General features: G+C 58.8%; 19 protein-coding genes. 4 read left to right on the top strand and 15 right to left on the bottom strand.

The features are described 5' to 3' along the window. Nucleotides 1–121 precede the first annotated feature (121 nt). From nikE to J2Y91_RS14085, 12 genes are all read right to left on the bottom strand, one after another. A complete protein-coding gene (gene nikE / locus J2Y91_RS14140; RefSeq protein WP_133624219.1) occupies nucleotides 122–1,705 on the bottom strand; it encodes a nickel ABC transporter ATP-binding protein NikE in 1,584 nt (527 codons plus the stop codon). Nucleotides 1,706–1,708: 3 nt separating this feature from the next. Next, entirely contained in the window at nucleotides 1,709–2,518 is an 810-nt protein-coding gene (locus tag J2Y91_RS14135) for an ABC transporter permease (protein WP_133624220.1), read from the bottom strand. 4 nt (nucleotides 2,519–2,522) lie between these two features. Next, nucleotides 2,523–3,515: an ABC transporter permease gene (locus J2Y91_RS14130; protein ID WP_133624221.1), complete on the bottom strand. Its 993-nt coding sequence runs from the start codon at nucleotides 3,513–3,515 to the stop codon at nucleotides 2,523–2,525. Between the two features lie 6 nt (nucleotides 3,516–3,521). Beyond that, nucleotides 3,522–5,066 (bottom strand): ABC transporter substrate-binding protein, encoded by a 1,545-nt coding sequence (locus tag J2Y91_RS14125; protein WP_133625105.1) that lies wholly within the window; start codon nucleotides 5,064–5,066, stop codon nucleotides 3,522–3,524. 62 nt (nucleotides 5,067–5,128) lie between these two features. Beyond that, complete coding sequence (locus tag J2Y91_RS14120; RefSeq protein ID WP_133624222.1) at nucleotides 5,129–6,031, bottom strand: homocysteine S-methyltransferase family protein; 903 nt, start codon at nucleotides 6,029–6,031, stop codon at nucleotides 5,129–5,131. A 137-nt stretch (nucleotides 6,032–6,168) separates the two neighbouring features. Continuing rightward, nucleotides 6,169–6,525, bottom strand: coding sequence for a hypothetical protein (locus tag J2Y91_RS14115; protein ID WP_133624223.1), 357 nt, complete (start codon nucleotides 6,523–6,525; stop codon nucleotides 6,169–6,171). 252 nt (nucleotides 6,526–6,777) lie between these two features. After that, complete coding sequence (locus tag J2Y91_RS14110) at nucleotides 6,778–7,227, bottom strand: RcnB family protein (RefSeq protein WP_133624224.1); 450 nt, start codon at nucleotides 7,225–7,227, stop codon at nucleotides 6,778–6,780. A 161-nt stretch (nucleotides 7,228–7,388) separates the two neighbouring features. Then, nucleotides 7,389–7,817, bottom strand: coding sequence for an OsmC family protein (locus tag J2Y91_RS14105; protein WP_048916826.1), 429 nt, complete (start codon nucleotides 7,815–7,817; stop codon nucleotides 7,389–7,391). A 113-nt stretch (nucleotides 7,818–7,930) separates the two neighbouring features. Next, nucleotides 7,931–9,190 (bottom strand): c-type cytochrome, encoded by a 1,260-nt coding sequence (locus tag J2Y91_RS14100; RefSeq protein WP_413449731.1) that lies wholly within the window; start codon nucleotides 9,188–9,190, stop codon nucleotides 7,931–7,933. A 4-nt stretch (nucleotides 9,191–9,194) separates the two neighbouring features. Then, complete coding sequence (locus J2Y91_RS14095) at nucleotides 9,195–10,964, bottom strand: GMC family oxidoreductase (RefSeq protein WP_048916830.1); 1,770 nt, start codon at nucleotides 10,962–10,964, stop codon at nucleotides 9,195–9,197. Nucleotides 10,965–11,134: 170 nt separating this feature from the next. Then, nucleotides 11,135–11,860, bottom strand: a complete 726-nt coding sequence (locus tag J2Y91_RS14090) for a gluconate 2-dehydrogenase subunit 3 family protein (RefSeq protein WP_048916831.1) — start codon at nucleotides 11,858–11,860, stop codon at nucleotides 11,135–11,137. A gap of 448 nt (nucleotides 11,861–12,308) precedes the next feature. Next, entirely contained in the window at nucleotides 12,309–13,334 is a 1,026-nt protein-coding gene (locus tag J2Y91_RS14085) for a LacI family DNA-binding transcriptional regulator (protein WP_133624225.1), read from the bottom strand. Between the two features lie 161 nt (nucleotides 13,335–13,495). Between J2Y91_RS14085 and J2Y91_RS14080 the strand changes: the two genes are divergently transcribed. After that, entirely contained in the window at nucleotides 13,496–13,594 is a 99-nt protein-coding gene (locus tag J2Y91_RS14080; RefSeq protein WP_137268681.1) for a YoaK family small membrane protein, read from the top strand. Here the strand turns inward: J2Y91_RS14080 and J2Y91_RS14075 are convergent, their stop codons facing one another. The 3 genes from J2Y91_RS14075 to J2Y91_RS14070 form a co-directional block, all read right to left on the bottom strand. After that, nucleotides 13,595–14,239, bottom strand: a complete 645-nt coding sequence (locus J2Y91_RS14075; RefSeq protein WP_133624226.1) for an SMI1/KNR4 family protein — start codon at nucleotides 14,237–14,239, stop codon at nucleotides 13,595–13,597. A 141-nt stretch (nucleotides 14,240–14,380) separates the two neighbouring features. Next, on the bottom strand, nucleotides 14,381–14,578 hold the full coding sequence (gene ymcF, locus J2Y91_RS23110; protein ID WP_432759787.1) for a cold shock small protein YmcF: 198 nt from the start codon (nucleotides 14,576–14,578) through the stop codon (nucleotides 14,381–14,383). 13 nt (nucleotides 14,579–14,591) lie between these two features. Continuing rightward, nucleotides 14,592–15,533, bottom strand: a complete 942-nt coding sequence (locus tag J2Y91_RS14070) for a LysR substrate-binding domain-containing protein (protein ID WP_133624227.1) — start codon at nucleotides 15,531–15,533, stop codon at nucleotides 14,592–14,594. Between the two features lie 145 nt (nucleotides 15,534–15,678). Between J2Y91_RS14070 and J2Y91_RS14065 the strand changes: the two genes are divergently transcribed. From J2Y91_RS14065 to J2Y91_RS14055, 3 genes are all read left to right on the top strand, one after another. After that, on the top strand, nucleotides 15,679–16,296 hold the full coding sequence (locus tag J2Y91_RS14065) for an ankyrin repeat domain-containing protein (RefSeq protein ID WP_133624228.1): 618 nt from the start codon (nucleotides 15,679–15,681) through the stop codon (nucleotides 16,294–16,296). Then, nucleotides 16,289–17,680 carry an amidohydrolase family protein gene (locus tag J2Y91_RS14060; RefSeq protein WP_133624229.1) on the top strand — a complete coding sequence of 464 codons (1,392 nt, stop codon included), beginning with the start codon at nucleotides 16,289–16,291 and terminating at the stop codon, nucleotides 17,678–17,680. Before J2Y91_RS14065 ends, J2Y91_RS14060 begins: the two co-directional genes overlap by 8 nt. An 87-nt stretch (nucleotides 17,681–17,767) precedes the next feature. Continuing rightward, complete coding sequence (locus J2Y91_RS14055; RefSeq protein ID WP_048918065.1) at nucleotides 17,768–18,127, top strand: hypothetical protein; 360 nt, start codon at nucleotides 17,768–17,770, stop codon at nucleotides 18,125–18,127. Nucleotides 18,128–18,169: the final 42 nt, after the last annotated feature.

Genomic DNA, 18,169 nt, shown 5'->3' with positions numbered 1-18,169 from the left:
GTTATCCCCCCGGTTAATCTCCGGGGGGCTTCAACAAGGGGTTATCGGAACTTGAGTCGGGGAACTTTACTGGCGGGCGACGACAGGAGAAAATATCTTATCAATTTGCGTTACCACAGCATTAACCTGCTGCCGTGACCTCTGCCAGCCAGCCGGGGCGCATTTCCGGCACCGCACGCAGCAGTTCGGCAGTGTAGTCATCCAGCGGGGCGCTGAATACCTGGCCGAGCGCCCCCTGGCGTACCACTTTTCCGTCGCGCAGTACCATCACCTCATCCGCCACCGCGCGCACCACGTGCAGGTCATGTGTGATAAACAGCAGCGAGACGCCGGTTTCCTGCTGCAGCCTTTTCAGCAGCGCCAGCACCTCACGCCCGACCAGCGGATCGAGCGCTGAGGTGGGCTCATCGCAGACGATCAGCTCCGGCTCTACCGCCAGCGCCCGGGCGATGCAGACGCGCTGCTTCTGGCCTCCGGACAGCGCATGGGGATAACGCTCTGCCAGCTGCGGCGACAGACCAACTTTCTCCAGCAGTTCCTGCACCCGTGCCTTACGCTGCAGCGCCGTCAGCTCGCTCAGGCAGACCATCGCCCGCTCAATCTGCAGGCCAATCGTCAGCCGTGGATTCAGGGCGGTGTCAGGGTGCTGGTGAATAAGCTGCACGCGCTGCAGCTGCTGCCGGGTGCGCTGGCGCAGCGTGGCAGGCAGCAGCTGACCGTTGAAACGAATATCGCCGCGGGACGGCGCGACCAGACCACACACTGCGCGGCCCAGCGTCGATTTACCCGCGCCGGATTCACCGATCAGCGCCAGCGTGCGGCCGCGGCCGATTGCCAGCGACACCGCATGCAGCACCGCATCCCCGTGGTAATCCACGCTGACTTCCGTCGCGGTCAGCAGCGGCAGCGTGCTGCTGCGCGGCGGGTTCGGCTCGCCGTGGCTGTGCAGCAGCTGGCGAGTATAGGCCTGCTGCGGATGGCTCAGCAGCGCCGCCGTCTCGCCACTTTCCACTTCGCGACCGTGACGCAGCACCATAATGCGCTGGCTGAGCTGCGCCACCACCGCCAGGTCGTGGCTGATATAGAGCGCTGCCACGCCGGTCAGTCGGATAATTTGCTGGATCGATTTCAGCACTTCCAGCTGGGTGGTCACGTCCAGCGCGGTAGTCGGCTCATCAAAGACAATCAGCTGCGGTCCGGCACAGATCGCCATGGCAATCATCGCACGCTGCAGCTGACCGCCAGAAACCTGATGCGGATAGCGATGGAAGAACTGTTCCGGCTGCGGCAGCTGTAGCTGACTGAAGATCTCAAGCGCACGACGGATCGCCGCCTGGCGATCCAGTACGCGGTGGCGAATCGCGCTTTCAATTACCTGCTCGCCGATCTTCTGCGCCGGGTTAAACGCCGCGCTGGCCGACTGGGCAACGTAGGCGATTTTCGCGCCGCGCACCTTGCGCCACTGGCGTTCCGATAGCGCAGTCAGATCGCTACCGTCGAAGAGGATCTGCCCGCCGCTAAGCCGCATGCCGTGACGGAAGTGGCCGAGGATAGCCTGGCCGATGGTCGACTTGCCCGCGCCGGACTCACCGATCAGCCCCAGCACTTCCCCCTTGCGCAGGGTAAAGGAGATCTCTTCCACCAGGGTAGCCGCGCCTGCGGTCACCCGCAGCTGTTTAACCTGTAATAACGCCTGTTCGCTCATGCTCTACTCCTGCCAGCTGCGGGTGTGCTGGCTTAACAGCCAGTCGGCCACGCTGTTTAATGCCAGTGCCAGTAGCGCAATCGCCGCGCCGGGGATCAGCGCCGCCCAGACGCCAAACAGAATGCCATCTTTATTATCGCGCGCCAGTCCGCCCCAGTCGGCGGTCGGCGGCTGAATGCCCAGCCCTAAGAACGACAGCGCTGAAAGAAATAGCAGGATAAAGATAAAGCGCAGGGCAAATTCGGCCACCAGCGTGGTAAAGGCATTCGGCAGAATTTCGCGCCACAGCACCCAGCCAAGGCGCTCACCGCGCAGCCGCGCTACCTCAATAAACTCCTGCGCGGCAATCTCCAGCGCCAGCGCACGCGCCACGCGCAGCACGCGGGTCGACTCCAGAATGCCGAGCACCAGCACGATCACCGGGATGGTCTTCGGCAGCATGGCTAACACCACCAGTGCCAGAATCAGCGTCGGGATGGCCATCAGAATATCGTTGAGGCGCGAGATCAGCGGGTCCACCCAACCGCCGAAGTAACCGGCCAGAAAGCCGAGGAAGGTGCCAATGGCAAAAGCCAGCAGCGTGGCCACCGCGCTGACGCTGAGCGAGGTGCGCGTGCCCCAGATCAGGCGGGACAGCAGGTCGCGCCCGAGGTTATCAGTGCCCAGCCAGCTGTCCGGCGACACGCCCGCCCAGGCGCTGCCGACCACCTGGTCCGGCGCAAACGGCGCCAGCCACGGCGCCAGCAGCGCCACCAGCACAAACAGGCTCAGCCCGATAACGCCGGGCAGTACGGAAAGTTTCAGCCTGAACATCAGATCAATTCCTTGTAAAACGCAGACGCGGGTTAGCCAGCAGCGTGATGATATCCGCCAGCAGATTAAGCAGAATGTAGATCCCCGCCAGCAGCAGCGCGCAGTCCTGGATCACCGGGATATCGCGCTTGCTGATGCTGTCGACCATATATTGTCCGAGGCCCGGATAGACAAACACGTTCTCGACGATCACCACGCCGACCATCAGCCACGCCAGGTTAATCACGATCACGTTAACGATCGGCCCCCAGGCGTTGGGCAGCACGTGACGAAACAGGATAGACGAGGGTGACAGCCCCTTCATTAGCGCAGTATCAACATACGCCGCGTTTTGCGCGCTGACTAACGCTGCCCGGGTCATATTGCTCATATGGCCGAGGATAGCGAAGATCAGCGTCATGCACGGCAGCGCGACGGCCAGCAGGCGATCCCCCAGCGGCATGCCGTCGGAGATGCTGCTATTGCTCGGCAGCCAGAACAGGGTGATCGAGAAGATCAGGATCAGCAGATAGCCGGAGAAGAACTCCGGCAGCGAGACGGCGGCGCGGGTGAAGAAGTTGAGCAGGCGATCGATCCAGCTCCCCTGAAAGCGCGCCGAGACAAAGCCAATCACCAGCGCCAGCGGCACGGCAACGATGGCGGTGAAAAACGCCAGCGACAGCGTGTTTGCCAGCCGGTCGAGCAGCACCGGGCCGATAGCTTCGCGGCTGGTAAAGCTGTGGCCAAAATCACCCTGCAGCACGCCGCCCAGCCAGGCGAGATAGCGCCCGGCAGCGGGCTGATCCAGCCCCAGCTGTTGATTCAGCACCGCCACCGCCTGCGGCGTGGCGGTCTGGCCGAGGATAGCCGTCGCAGCATTGCCCGGCAGCAGCTGGATACCGACGAAAATCAGCACAGAGACCACCAGCAGCATCGCTACACCCGCCAGCAGGCGCTGGCCAATCAGTTTTAACAGAGGACGGTGGCCCTTCCCCCGGCGTTCAGATAAATGACTCATTAGCTGTTATGCAAACCACACTTTTTCCGCTGCACGGTTACCGCTCATGGTGAAGCCCGGGATCGCCACGAAGCCGTTAATTTTGCTGCTGGCGGCGTCGAGCGCATCGGCATACAGCGGAATAATTTCGCTGCCTTTTTCCACCAGCATCAGCTGGATATCGTGGTAAATCTGGCGGCGTTTCTGCTCGTCCTGCTCCCCGCGCGCGGCGGTCACCAGTTGGTCAAACGCCGGCTCTTTCCACTGCGACTCATTCCACGGCGCACTGCTGGTGAACACCAGCGACAGCAGCGCATCCGCCGTCGGGCGCAGCGACCAGTTAGAAGAGACAAACGGCTTTTTCATCCAGACGTTGTCCCAGAAGGCATCATCCGGTACGCGCTCTACCTTCAGCGGGATACCGGCCTTTTCTGCCGAGTTCTGATACAGCTGCCCGGCATCAACCGCGCCAGGGAATCCGGCCTCTGCCACCGACAGCACCAGCGGGCCGCTGAAGCCGCTTTTCTGCCAGTGATATTTGGCTTTTTCCGGGTCATACGGGCGCTGCGGGATATCTTTGGCGAACCAGGGGCTGGACGGGAAGATCGGGTTGTCATTCGCCACGGTGCCGAAGCCGCCGAGCACGGTTTTGATAATCTGCTCGCGATCGATGGCGTATTTCAGCGCCAGGCGACCGTCCAGGGTATTAAACGGCGCGGCCGTCGCCAGGCCGGGGAACGTGAAGATCTGGCTGTCGCGCGAACGCAGCAGCTGGATATTCGGCATGTGCTTAAGGCGCTCAACAATGCGCGGATTAACGCGGTTGATCAAATGTGCTGAGCCGCTGGCCAGCGCCGCGACGCGGGCAGTAGAGTCATTCATCGCCAGCGTTTCCACCGAGTCGACGTGGCCGCGCGCCGGGTTCCAGTGGTTCGGATTACGCTTCACCAGCGTGCGCACGCCCGGCTTGAAGCTTTCAAGAATGAACGCCCCGGTGCCAATACCTTTGTCGAAGTTTTCATTTTCGGCAGTGATGGCAAAGTGAACATCGCTCAGCAGCGCGATAAATTCGACGTTCGGCTCCTTCAGCTTGATGGTCACCTGATTGGGTGCCGTCGCCTCCAGCGACACCACCGGATCGAGGTAGCCTTTCACCGACGAACTGGATTTCTCAGCGCGGTGATGGTTCAGCGAGTAAACCACGTCTTTTGCCGTCAGGGTGCGGCCGTCGTGGAACTGCACCCCTTTGCGGATGTTCAGCACCCAGGTTTTGCTACCATCGCGGGTTTCCCAGCTCTCCGCCAGCGACGGTGTGATCTTACCGTGCTCATCCACTTCCGCCAGGCAGTTAAACAGCTGCGAGCCGACGAAGTACATATAGGATTCAAACCAGAACGCCGGATCAAGGCGGTCAGTGCTTGAGGCATTGTCCATGCCGACCTTCAGATGGCCGCCCTTTTTCGGCGTGGCCGCAGCGGTATCCGCTGCCCACACCGACTGGAATGGCAGGCCGGAACAGGCTGCCGCCACGGAGAGCGCGCCGGTAGTTTTGATAAAATCGCGACGATTCATCATGGTGTATTCCCTGTTTTTTTATCGTTGTTATGGCGCATGGCGCGGTGAAAATAAGGCGTTTACTTCAGCGCGGCGGCCAGCCGCGCAATATGCTGCGGCCCAATACCGCAGCAGCCGCCGACCAGCGTGGCCCCGGCAGCAACCCACTCCTGCGCCCAGTGCAGATACCCTTCCGGATGCGTGTCTTTACGCAGGCCGCTCAGCCCTTCGTTGGCCCCGCCGCCGTTGCTGCCGTGCTCGAATGCGTTGGCATAAACGCCAATCCCGGCAGCCGACCCGAGACGCTGCAGCGTGGCCTGCGCCTGCTGAACCGCAGAGAGCATCACTTCAGGATGGCTACAGTTGAACAGAATATTTTCTGCCCCCAGCTCAAGCGCTTTCTCCACGGCGGCCGTCACGCTCTCGCCCGAGCGCAGCGTGCTGGCAGCTTTCGGCTGGTCCGGGTCATCGTGCAGGCTGAACGACAGCCACAGCGGCTGCGGCTGATTGGCAACCGCCTGATGGATCGCCACGGCTTCAGCAATGGAGCTGATGGTTTCACCCAGCCAGACGTCAACGTAAGGTGCCTGAGCAGCCACCAGCACCCGGTGGATTGCGATAGCCTGCTCAGCGACAAACAGATCGGGGCGATAGGAACCGGCGGCGGGCGGCAAGCTGCCCGCGACTCTTACCGGATGTGCGGCAGCATCGGCTGCCTGGCGCGCCAGCTGACCGGCCAGCGCAGCAAGGCGCTCACCGTCTGCGGCAAAACGCGCTGCGCCGATATGGAAGGGAACCACGGCATAGCTGTTGGTGGTCAGGGTACCTGCGCCAGCCTCGACAAAGCTGTCGTGGACCGCACGCACCTGTTCAGGTGCCTCATACAGCGCCAGTGCCGACCACTCCGGCTGGCGGAAGGGCGCCCCCACCCTCGCCAGCTCACGCCCCATCCCACCGTCCAGAATCTCGATATGCTGCGTCATTGGCCTGTTCCCATTGAGAAATTTCTAATGGTGGCCATGCTACCGAAATTGATGGCTACATGTCCAGACGTCTATATGGGAAAGTTCGGGATAGTTTACTCACGCAGGGTATAAAGAGGGTAAAGCGCCCGCAGGCGCTAGAAGATCAGTTTGGCAATGGCAAGACCAAAGCCTAAGACCGCGAACTGTGAAGTGACGATCCAGCGGGTTTGCGCAGCCAGGCACTGATGCAGTTCGACACGTAAACCGTTCACATCGCTTTGGGTGGCATAATTCGATTTGATAATCCCGACATCAATTTTCAGGGTGCTGACGTCCTCCTTTAATTCCTTAACATCACTCTTAAGCACGCCGACGTCATCTTTCAACCTGTCGACATCGACTTTCAAGATGCCAACATCCTTTTGCAGAACGCCCACATCTTTTTTTAAGATACTGACGTCACCCTGCAAAATACCCACGTGCCCTTCCAGCCTGTCCATGCGATTGTCCATTTTCTCGTCCTTTGTATGTGCGCGTCTGATTAAACCTTGCTCAAACCGGAGACGATCTTATAACCGTTTCTTAGCCTGCAGCAAGTGCTGAGGGCACGGTTTTTTGCGGCACAGGCCGAAAAATCACCCTGTAATGGAGTGTAACAAAGGAAAATAAAGTACTGATAAGTTAATGAGTTAGGTGTTCAGGTAAGAGGATTTTCTGCGCGGAGACGAAGATGCCGGTGGCGAGTGCCACCGGCAGAGAAGCGGTTAATGGTTGCCGGCAATATTGCCGAGAATGATCGAAGTGATTATCCCGGTGGCCGCAGCAATCAGCACATAATTGCCGTCAACATAGGCCCAGTGCTCACCGCGCGGTGGCTCATCAAGGCCGCGATCGCGCCAGTCGTCAACGCGATAATCGTCGCCACGGAAGCGGTCCGGTGCCGGGTGGCCGCGACGGAAGTCATGGCCCTGCCACGCAAAATGGTCACGCTCGCCTGGACCACCGCGACCGCGATGGTCGTCGCCGCGCTCATTGTGCCCACGATCGTCATGGCGATCGTCGTGACGCTCATCGCCACCGTGATTATCGTGACCGCCCTGCTGATGCCACTCGCGGTCCGGGCCATTACCCGGACCGTCTGCGTAAGAGAGGGTGGTGAAAAGGCTGCTTGCTGTGAAAACGCTAATAATCAGTGCCAGTGTTGTTTTTTTCATGGGTGTATCCTCGATTTGCTCACGGCCTGCTGACTGCCGTGGCTCAAATATCGGGGATAACGCAACACTTCCCTATCTCACGAACTCCTAAAACCGAATGATTAGCGTCTTATTTTCACCTTCTTAACGCAATCCTTACTTAACCGTATGACAAGCCGCCGTTAGTTCAGCTGGTAGTCAAGGGTGATCTCAGCGTTAAGCACCTGCGAGACCGGGCAGCCCGCTTTGGCCTTCTGGATGATGCTGTCGAACTTATCTTTATCAATGCCCGGCAGTACTACCTTGCTCTGCAGCTCAATTTTCGTGATGGCGAACCCATCCCCTTTTTTATCCAGTGACACATCGGCAACGGTATCGATGCTTTCAGGGGTGTAGCCTTCGTTGCCCAGCATCAGCGACAGCGCCATGGAGAAGCAGGCGGAGTGTGCCGCGCCAATCAGCTCTTCCGGATTGGTGCCTGGTTTGCCTTCAAAGCGGGTATTGAAACCGTAGGGCTGCTGGCTTAGCGCACCACTTTCGGTAGTGATGGTGCCTTTACCTTTTTTGATGTCGCCTTCCCAGTGTGCCTGTCCTTTCTTATGAATGGTCATTGTTATCCTCCGGTTGTTTAGTCAGCTACCAGTATAGACACTGTCGGTGACAGCGCAGGTTGTTTACTGAGCAGACGAAAAAAAACCCGCCGGGCGGCGGGTTTGACAGGGGACTATTTTTTCAGGTTTGCCCTGACCTCTTGCACCTGGTCGGCGCTCACCGCAGCGGCTTTATTACTCCAGCCCTGGCGGATAAAGGTCGCCAGCTGCGCCACCTCATCGTCGCTCAGGCGGTTGGCAAAGCCCGGCATCGCCAGCGTCGACGGTGCTTTAGCGGTGGAGGGCTGCTGCGCACCGGCCAGAATGGTATGGATAAGCCCGGTCGGATCGCCGGCATTAACAATCGTCGCCTGGTCCAGCTGCGGGAAGATGCGCGGCGCGCCCTTACCGGTAACGAAGTGGCAGGCACCACAGTTATCGAGGTACAGGCGCTCGCCGGTGGTCAGGTTTTTCGCCGCCGTCAGTTTAGCTTCGGTCGGGCTCACGCTGTGGGTTGCTGCCGCCGGAGCAGGCGGGTTGCCGCCGATAAACTTCAGGTAGGCAGTGATTGCCTTGAGGTCCGCTTCCGTCATCCACGAGGTACTGTGCTCGATAACCGAGGTCATTTCCCCCCCCACCGCCGCTTTATCGTTACGCCCGGTCGCCAGGTAATCCACGGTTTCCTGCCCGGTCCAGTTCGGCAGGCCGCGCAGCGAGGGGACTTCCCAGCCGTTCAGTGACCCGCCGGAGAGGAACTTGCTGTCGCTGCTGTCGAGGGCTTTCTCGTTCATACCTATGCCGCGTGGCGTATGGCAGCTGCCGCAGTGGCCGAGGCTCTCCACCAGGTAGGCCCCGCGATTGACTTCCGCCGTTGCCCCGCCAATGGGCTGGAACGGTTTATCGCTGGTAAAGGCCCAGTTCCAAAAACGCATGCCCCAGCGCTGGCTGAACGGGAAGCTGAGATCGGTTTCCGGCGGCTGCTCGGCGCTCGGCTTCACGTCCTGCATAAAGTAAGCGTAGAGCGCGTGCATATCGGCATCGCTGATTTTGGCGTAATCCGGATACGGCATCGCCGGGTAGAGGCGCGTGCCGTCAGGCAGCACGCCTTTGCGCACCGCGTCCGAGAACTGCTGCTCGCTGTAATTGCCAATGCCGTGCTGTTTATCCGGCGTGATATTGGTCGAGTAAATGGTGCCAAGATTAGACTCGATCGCCAGCCCGCCGGAGAATGCCGGTTTGCCCGGAAGAGTGTGGCACGCGCCGCAGTCGCCAAGGCGGGAAATGTACTCCCCCTGCTTTACCAGGCTGTCATCGGCCTGAGCCGAAGCCGCAAAAGTCGCCGCCAGCAGCACGGCATTGGCAAGCAGTAAACGTTTGAAGTTCATCATCGTCATCTCCTTATGCCTGAACCATCGGGCCGGGGTTTTTCAGGTAAATATCTTTAATCGCCTGGGCCGCCATCAGGGTGATAGCACCGATGGTGTCAGTCGGGTTCGCCTGGAAGTTCTGCGGGAAGGCGTTACCGCCCGGCACAAAGACGTTATGCACATCCCAGCTCTGCAGATACTTGTTCAGCGCGGAGGTCTGCGGGTTGTCGCCCATCACCGCGCCGCCGACGTTGTGCGTCGAGACGTATTTGGTCAGGTCGAAGTGTGCGTCCATTGGCAGGAAGCTTTCGCTGAAGCTGTCCGGGTTCAGCTCTTTAGTGATGTTGCTGACGATACCCTTCAGGTGCTGCTGCAGTTTCAGTTCGTTCTGCTTCCAGTCGAAGGTCATGCGCAGCAGCGGGTAGCCGTAATCATCGGTGTAGTTCGGATCGAGATCGAGATAGATATCGCGATACGACATGCAGGTGGTGGTGATGCTGATCTTCATCGAATGGCCGTACCACTCTTCCATCCCCTCTTTCCAGCCGGCGCCCCAGCTCGGAGTGCCTTTCGGCAGTGCGGTGCTGATGGGCGTACCGGTAGCCTGCGAGCTGTGGATCTTTGCGCCGCCGATAAAACCGAGGCCAGGACCGTCGAAGTTACCCGGAGAGATATCGTTAAACATCTGCCCGGTCGCACCGGCGGTGGCAAACGGGTTGAAGTTCTGATCTTTAAAGAACAGCGTCGCGCCGCCGTTACTGAGGAAAGCGTAGTTGCGCCCGACCACACCGTCTTCAGTGATCGGGTTATACGGCTTGCCGATGCCGGACAGCAGCATCAGGCGCACGTTGCAGAACTGGAAGCTGCTCAGCACCACGATTTTCGCCGGCTGGAAGCATTCGTTGCCGTCTTTATCAATATAGATCACGCCTTTGGCGGTCTTCTTATCGTCGTGCAGCACCACTTTCATCACGTTGGCATGCACTTCATAGGAGAAGTTATCCATGCGCTTCAGCGCGTCCATCACGGCGGTCTGCGGTGAGGCTTTTGAATAGTTAAGGCACGGATACTTACTGCAGTAGCCACAGTAGTTACAGGGGGCGATCTGGTTACCGTACGGGTTGGTCCAGGCGCGAGATACGCAGGCCGACGGGTTCGGGAACGGATGGTAGCCGAGCTTCTTTGCCGCTTTCACAAACAGGGTGTTGTTCAGCGTGTCTTCCAGCGCCGGTAGCGGCATGGGGTTAGCACGCGGGCCTTCAAACGGGTCGCCGCCTTCCAGTATCTGGCCGCGCAGGTTGCCGGTAGTGCCGGACTGGCCGCAGATCATCTCAAATTTTTCGTAATAGGGTTCGATCTCTTCCCAACTGAACGGGAAGTCCATAATACGCATATCGTCCTGCAGCACGCCCGGGCCGTAAGCCTGGTCAGCATAGGTTTTCAGCTTCAGGTCGGTTGGCGTTGGGCGGATCAGCACCGCCGTCCAGTGCAGGCCAGAACCCCCGACGCCGTTACCCGGACAGAATGCGCCCCATTTGCGCGTCGGCAGCGCGGTCTGGCTCATGTTGTAACGTACGGTGACGGCCGCTTCGGCGGTGGTCGCCATCACTTTGTTACGCACCGCGTAGGCGTACTCATCCGCCGGTTTCGGGTAAGCGAACTCTTCATAGCCGCGATCGGCACCGCGCTCCAGCGCCCGCACCTTCAGGCCAGCCATCGCCAGCTCAATGCTCATCAGCGAGCCAGCCCATCCCAGGCCGACGACAACGACGTCGACTTCTTCTTTATTGATTTGAGACATAATTAACCCTATCAACCCTTCATCTATCGCGTTGCAGCCGTGTGGGCTGCCTTTATTCACCCTGTTCACTGACTTCTGTAAGCTTCAGGGGGTTCGTTAAGTTGCCGCCTTGCCGCAACGCGAAATCTTTTGGCTGTCATTGATAAAAAACGAAAAAAGTAACAGCGGACTCAGGCGCGCTCGCCCTTGATGCTGATCGGGCCGAGTGGATACGGGACGTTGTGCTGCTTCACCCATTCTAGGTAGCTGGCGCGCGCGCCGGGGAAGCCGATGGCGATCCACGCCTTCATCCCTTTATTACCCCCGTACATCGGGTCGGAGAGATAACCGTGCTTGGTATCGGCCAGCAGCCCGCTGAAGAACTGCGACGCCTTCAGGTCCGGCTCACCAAGGTCGGCAAACTTAATATCGTTTTTTTGCAGTTGGGTCAGGACGCTGTCTTTATCCTGCGCAGACAGCTGATGGAAGGGTTTCTGGTGGTTCTGCTGGCACCACTGATTGGCCAGTTTGATGCCGGTTTTGTAGATCTGCTGAGGACGAAACGGGATCTGATACCCCATGGTGGCCGGGGCGTGCGCATCAAACGGCCCTTTCATATAGATTTCATCGCCAGAATCGCCGTGGATCTGCTGATCGATAAAGATCGGGACGTTGGTTTCCAGCGCGCCGGGTGCTTTGCCCTTGCCGCCGGCGGGGATCAGGCTGTCGCAGGCGGCGAGAATAAACTGCCACTCGTCGCTGCTGAAGAAGATCGGCTGGTACTCCGTCAGTTCTGGCGCGGCCATTTCTGCCGCCTGGGCTGCGGTCAGCCCTTTAAACACCATCTCCCCTAACGGTAATGCCAACAGCGACCCGATTAAAAACTTACGGCGGGTGGTTTCTTTTTGAAGAAGCATAGCGTTACGACTCTCACTTGCATGAAAAGTACACCCCCGTAAAGCAGGTGTAATTAAGGTTAAATAACTGTTTTTATCTGTTTACATTGGGGCAATGTTAACCATACAGATATTTCTAAATGTAAAAATAAAAGACATTTTATTTTAAAGTTAACATTAATAATGGCTCTAACATTTCATAACAATGTCACCATTAATTACGGGGATTAAAGCGTGGGACTTAGCGGAAATTTATGCACGCCTGCCGTAAAAACGGGCAAGAAATGCGCGCATTTGATTAACTACCGAGATAATAACTCACAGTAATAAAGTCAAAGAATTCTTCATTCCCCCTGATGTCACTATGCCATTAGCCTGCGCCATGGCATGCCAGAGATTTTTCCAGGCGATAAGCACAACAACAGGGAAAACATTGTGGCTGCGGAGAAGTTGCTAAGGCTGCATCCCCTCAGCCGGAGTCGCGCTCAACCAGCTGAAATCCAAGGTCAACCACCGCATCCTGCGGGCTGCGGCCTTCAATTTTATCGGCCAGCCGCGTTGCCGCATCCTCACCCATTTTCACCCGGTCGATCGCCACCGTGGTAATGGCGGGCTGGTTAGAGGCAGCAAAGCTGAGGTCGCCAAAGCCGATCACCGCCAGCTGCTGCGGCACGGGCAGCCCGCGTGCGCAGGCCTCCATAATGACACCCTGCGCCAGGGTATCCGAGCTGCAGATAATCGCGTCGAAGCGCTCTCCCTGCGCCAGCAGCTGTTTCAGCCCCTGCCGCCCGGCCGCGAGCGAGGTCGGTACCGGGGCATTAACGCCGCGAATTCGGCTGCCAGCCTGGCCCTGCATTGCATCAACCAGCCCTTTGCGCCGCTGCTGAGCGCGGCGGTCGCCTGCCCACACCAGCCCGAGATTCAGGTAGCCGCGCTGCAGGCAGTATTGACCAATGCAGGTGCCGATTTTTTCGTGCGAAAAACCGACCAGCATATCGAGCGGCGTCGGCGTCATATCCCAGATTTCCACCACCGGTAGCCCGGCGTTGAGGATGGTCTTGCGCAGCTCAGGGCTGTGATGAATGCCGGTCAGCACCATGCCATCAGGACGGCGTGAGAGGATGGTCGCGACGATCTCCGCTTCCCGGTCATACGAATAGCCCGTTACGCACAGCAGCATATGGTAGCCGCGCTGCGCCAGCCGATCGCTGATGGCCTGAACGGTATCAACAAACATGCTGTTGTTGATCTGCGGCACCACCACGGCGATCAGACGGCTGCGCTTTGAAGCCAGCCCACCCGCCAGCATATTGGGAATATAGCCGGTCGCCTGGATCGCCTCCATCACCCTTGCCACCGTCGCCGGGCGCACCACCTGCGGCTTATTAATTGCCCGGCTGACGGTCATCGGTGACAGCCCCGCCACGCGCGCGACATCTTCCAGCGTGGGGGTTTTACTGACGGCGGGTGCGAACGCATCGTTACGGTTTTTCATCGGCTTCCTGTCGGCTAAATGATTGCGCAATCATTTTTTCATAAATTGTCCAGGTGTAACAGGGTTTAACGGCATGTCGGGACAAGGGGGATTATGCTACACTCGCCGCCGCCGGGGAGCGGGCGCTCCCCAACCGTTAAACAACCGAAAGGTGTAAAGCCGTGAATAAAAGAGCGATTGCCCCCACCCTGATCTTTATTGCCGCGATGGCATTTCTGGTGTGGTTTATTGCTTCCGGCGCCGCAATGCCGGGCAGCTGACTATCCGGCGGGCTGGTCCGCGCCGATATCTACCTGCTGGCCGTCGGGCATATGGCGAATTTGCAGCGCAAACTGCGCACGGTGGCGCATCGCCTGGATACTGCGTACCGCCTGAAGATTCTCAGGGACAAATTCGCCCCCGGCAACAAAAGGCAGCTTTGGCATCAGGCGGCAGCCTGAGGGTAATGCGCCATGCTGTTCCTGCCAGTCCTGCGCCAGCGGGTAGCCGGTCAGCACCGAATACTCTTCAAGGATCAGCGCGCACCAGTGCTCAAGACTGGCGGCCAGCCAGCTGAATTCACCGGTTTCCGGCTCAAAGCTGCACACCGCATCCCCGCGCAGGCAGAACTGTACGCCGAAAATGTCTTCCGCAAAGAACAGCGCATCACGCGCCATATCTTCATAGGCATCAATCCACAGCTCCGGCTGGTTCCACTGCTGGATGCCCATCTCTTCACCACTGCTCTGCCACGGAAAGATATGCAGCGCAGAGACAAACCCATAGCAGCCGTTTTTGCTGCTCAGCAGCTGGCGCAACTCATCCACCAGCGCGGGATGAGCGGAAGTGTCGAACTGCATTTCTTCCGGCGCGGGCGCCAGACTGTCGCTGCAGAGTGAGAGGAGTTTTGCCATTGAGGTGGTCATGTTCGGGTCCTGAAACGTGGAATTCGATAAATAGCCGTTAAGGGTAACACTGATTGGGTCAGTGAAAACAGCCTTGGGGTTATCTCAGGACATCGCAGAACAGGACGGGAAAGCGAGGGCGTTAACGGTCAGCGGGAACGATTAGCTAGCGTAGATTTTGTAGCTCACCTGCATCTGCGCTTTGCAGAAAATGCAGTTTGCACCGTGCGGATTTTTGGCGCTGATACTGAACGGGGAAAAACGATACTGACAACCGTGACATGACGGGCACTGATATTTGATATTTTGAATAGGTAACTGCCTTTTTTGATTTACGATTCTTATTGTAAGAAACGCCACCTTAACACGTTCGTTACATAATGTCTGTATTTTTATCCAGGTGTAGTAAATCCTGGTACAGTTCACTTAGCACGCCGCCTGCGGCAAACTGCTCTCTGATCCACTGTGTCACCTGCCCGCTGGCCGCATGCTGCGTCGCCAGCAGCATCGGAGAGTCCTGGCGCGGGTTCTGTACTGCCAGCGTCACCAGCCGCTGACCCGCCTCGCGCACCAGATAATCCGGCAGAAAACCAATCCCCTGCCCCAGCATCTGGCAGTGGTACTTGGTGGCAAAGTCCGGTACAACCAGCGATTGCTGACCGTGCAGTAACCAGCCCACTTTTTTATTCAGCGTTTCAGCGGTGTCCTCCACCATGATGGTGGTCCACTGGCGCAGCTGACTTTCGCCCAGCGGCTGCGCCAGGCGAGCCAGCGGATGATCGGGAGCGATAGCGAACTGCCAGCGCACGCTGCCAATCGCCAGATAATCAATGCCGCCGCCATCCGGCAGCGTATCCGGGGCACCTATCGCCACGTTAACCTGCTGATTGACCAACGCATCCCACACGCCGTTATAAACCGCCGTGGTGATCACCACCTGGCAGCCTGGAAACTGGTTATCCAACAGCTGGAGTAAGCGCGCGGTGTGATGCGGCGTGTACAGCAGCTGGTTGATGCAGATGCGCACGCGCGGCTCAATACCCTGAGCAATGGTGTCCACCCCACGTTTAATGCGCTGGATGTCGTTGAGCAATTCGCCACACTTGCGCCAGAAATAGTGCCCGGCCTCGGTCAGCTCCACGCTGCGGGCGCTGCGGGTAAATAGCGCCACGCCCAGCCCGGTTTCGATGCGTTTTATCGCATAGCTGACGGCCGAAGTGGTGATGCCAAGCTCCTGCGCGGCTCTGCTGAAGCTGCCGCAGCGCACCACGCTGATCAGTACCTGGAGATTTTCTTCATTAAAGATCGAGTTCATTGTCGCCCGCGCCCGCCAGCCAATAATATTGAACAGTATTCAACAATCTCAGCGTAAACGGTGAATTAATTTCAAGCGTATTCTCCTGATTATCAGTCGCTGTTATTGTCGATGAATTGCTCACCTTCGGTTTAAAGGGAATCTTATGTCATCAGTTAGCGATCGGACTACCCGCTTCCTCAGCGCCGCGCAGGCGGGAGAGCTGGCAACGTTACAACAGTGCCTGGCGGCGGGCGTTGACCTGAACAGCGTTAATCGTCAGGGCACCAGCGCCATCACCCTCGCAGCACAACATCAGCACTATGCCTGCGTTGAGTGGCTGATCGAGGCCGGCGCCGACATCAATCAGCAGGACAATACCTGCCTGAATCCGTTTCTGCTTAGCTGCCTCGGCGGCGATCTGACTCTGCTGCGCCTGCTGTTACCCGCCACGCCTGACCTGACGCGCCTGACGCGCTTTGGCGGGGTCGGCCTGACGCCCGCCTGTGAAAAAGGCCATGTGGAGATCGTGCGTGAGCTGCTGACCTCAACCGCGATCAACGTCAACCACACCAACTTTTTAGGCTGGACACCGCTGCTGGAAGCCATCGTGCTTAACGACGGCGGCGCGCGCCAGCAGGAGATCGTGCGGCTGCTGCTGGCGCACGGTGCCAGCCCGCATATGACCGATAAATACGGTAAAACGCCGCTGCAGCTGGCGCGCTCGCTCGGCTTCACGGCGATTGCGACTCTGTTAATGGATGCAGGAGCAGACGATGAATAATACCGACCCTAACCGCCGCGAATTTCTCAGCCACGGCGGAAAAATGCTTGCCGCCTGCGCGATGATCGGCGCGGGCAGCGCCCCCGCCTTTGCGACGGGCAATTCCGCCCGCTGCGCCCAACCGGAGAGCAGGATGACCACCATTAACAGCAACCACTATTATCTGGATAACGTGCTGCTGGAGACCGGCTTCCGCTATCAGGATGAGGTGGTGGTTGCCACCGAAACGGCGCTGCATAGCTTTGAGATCAATAACGGCAAGATCGTTGCCATCGCGGCTAATCACTCGTTTGCCGATGCCAGCCTGCCGCGCTTTAACGCCGGGGGGAAACTGCTGCTGCCCGCCATGCGCGACATGCACATTCACCTCGATAAGACCTTTTACGGCGGCCCGTGGCGCGTTCAGTCGCGCCCGGAAGGCACCACCATTAAAGATATGATCGCCCTTGAGCATCGCCTGCTGCCGGAGCTGCAACCCTATACTCAGGAGCGCGCGGGCAAGCTGATTGACCTGCTGCAGTCGAAAGGCTCTACCGTGGCACGCAGCCACTGCAACATCGAGCCGGTCTCCGGGCTGAAGAATCTGGAGAATCTGCAGGCGGTGCTGGAACGCCGCAAGTTGGGCTTTAGCTGCGAGATCGTCGCGTTTCCGCAGCACGGCCTGCTGCTGTCAAAAAGTGAACCTCTGATGCGCGAAGCGATGCAGGCCGGGGCGCACTACGTCGGCGGGCTGGACCCGACCAACGTCGACGGCGATATGCAGCGCTCGCTGGATACGATGTTCCAGATCGCGCTCGACTACGACAAAGGTGTGGATATCCACCTGCACGAAACCAGCCCGGCGGGCGTGGCCGCTATCGACTACATGCTGACCACCGTCGAGAAAACCCCGCAGCTGAAGGGGAAACTGACCATCAGCCACGCGTTCGCCCTCGCCACGCTGACCCCGCAGCAGATAGCGGAAACCGCAGCGCGCATGGCCGCGCAGCAGGTCACCATCGCCTCCACCGTGCCGATTGGTACACTGCATATGCCGCTGAAGCAGCTGCAGGAGAGCGGCGTATTTGTCATGACCGGGACCGACAGCGTGATTGATCACTGGTCCCCGTTTGGCCTTGGCGACATGCTGGAAAAAGCCAATCTGTATGCCCAGCTGTACACTCGCCCCGGCGAGTTTGCGCTGTCGCGCTCGCTGGCGATTGCTACCGGAAACCGCCTGCCGCTGGATGACAAAGGCCAGCGCGCCTGGCCGCAGGTGCAGGATGAAGCCAGCTTCGTGCTGGTTGACGCCTCCTGCTCCGCGGAAGCGGTGGCGCGCATCTCTCCTCGCACCGCCACCTTCCATCAGGGGCGCATGGTGTGGGGCGCGGTCAGCGCCGCATAACCGACGGGTGACAAAAGTTTACAAGAGTGACTATTGCCAAACGGTGTACTGCCGCTAAGATAGTCGCTCTTTCTACCTGGGCAGATTATGCAAAAACGTCAGCGCATCGCGACAGGATTTCTCTTCCTGACATGCCTGGTCATACTGGTTTGTATGGCTCAGCGCGTGGCGAACCTGCACGCCCTGCAAATTTTGCCGCAGACGGTCAGCGCCCAGGGTGCCGACAGCTCCCGCAGCGCAAAAGAGAGCCCGGTAACCCCGTGTGAACTGAGTGCGAAAGCGCTGTGCGCCACCCCACTCCTGTTCGACAGTGCCTTACCGCTGCTCGGCCTGCTGCTGATAGTGCTGGCCCTGCTGCGCCCGCGCCCCCTGTTTTACCCTCCGGCACATGAGTTCCGTGCCCCGCTGCTGCGAATACACCTCCTACACTGCAACTTCCGCGAATGATCGACCGCTCACCCCGGTTCTGAAACATCATTCACGGAGAAA

Source organism: Erwinia aphidicola, from assembly GCF_024169515.1.
Taxonomy (GTDB): Bacteria; Pseudomonadota; Gammaproteobacteria; order Enterobacterales; family Enterobacteriaceae; genus Erwinia; species Erwinia aphidicola.
This window is presented reverse-complemented; position numbering and strand designations above follow the sequence as displayed.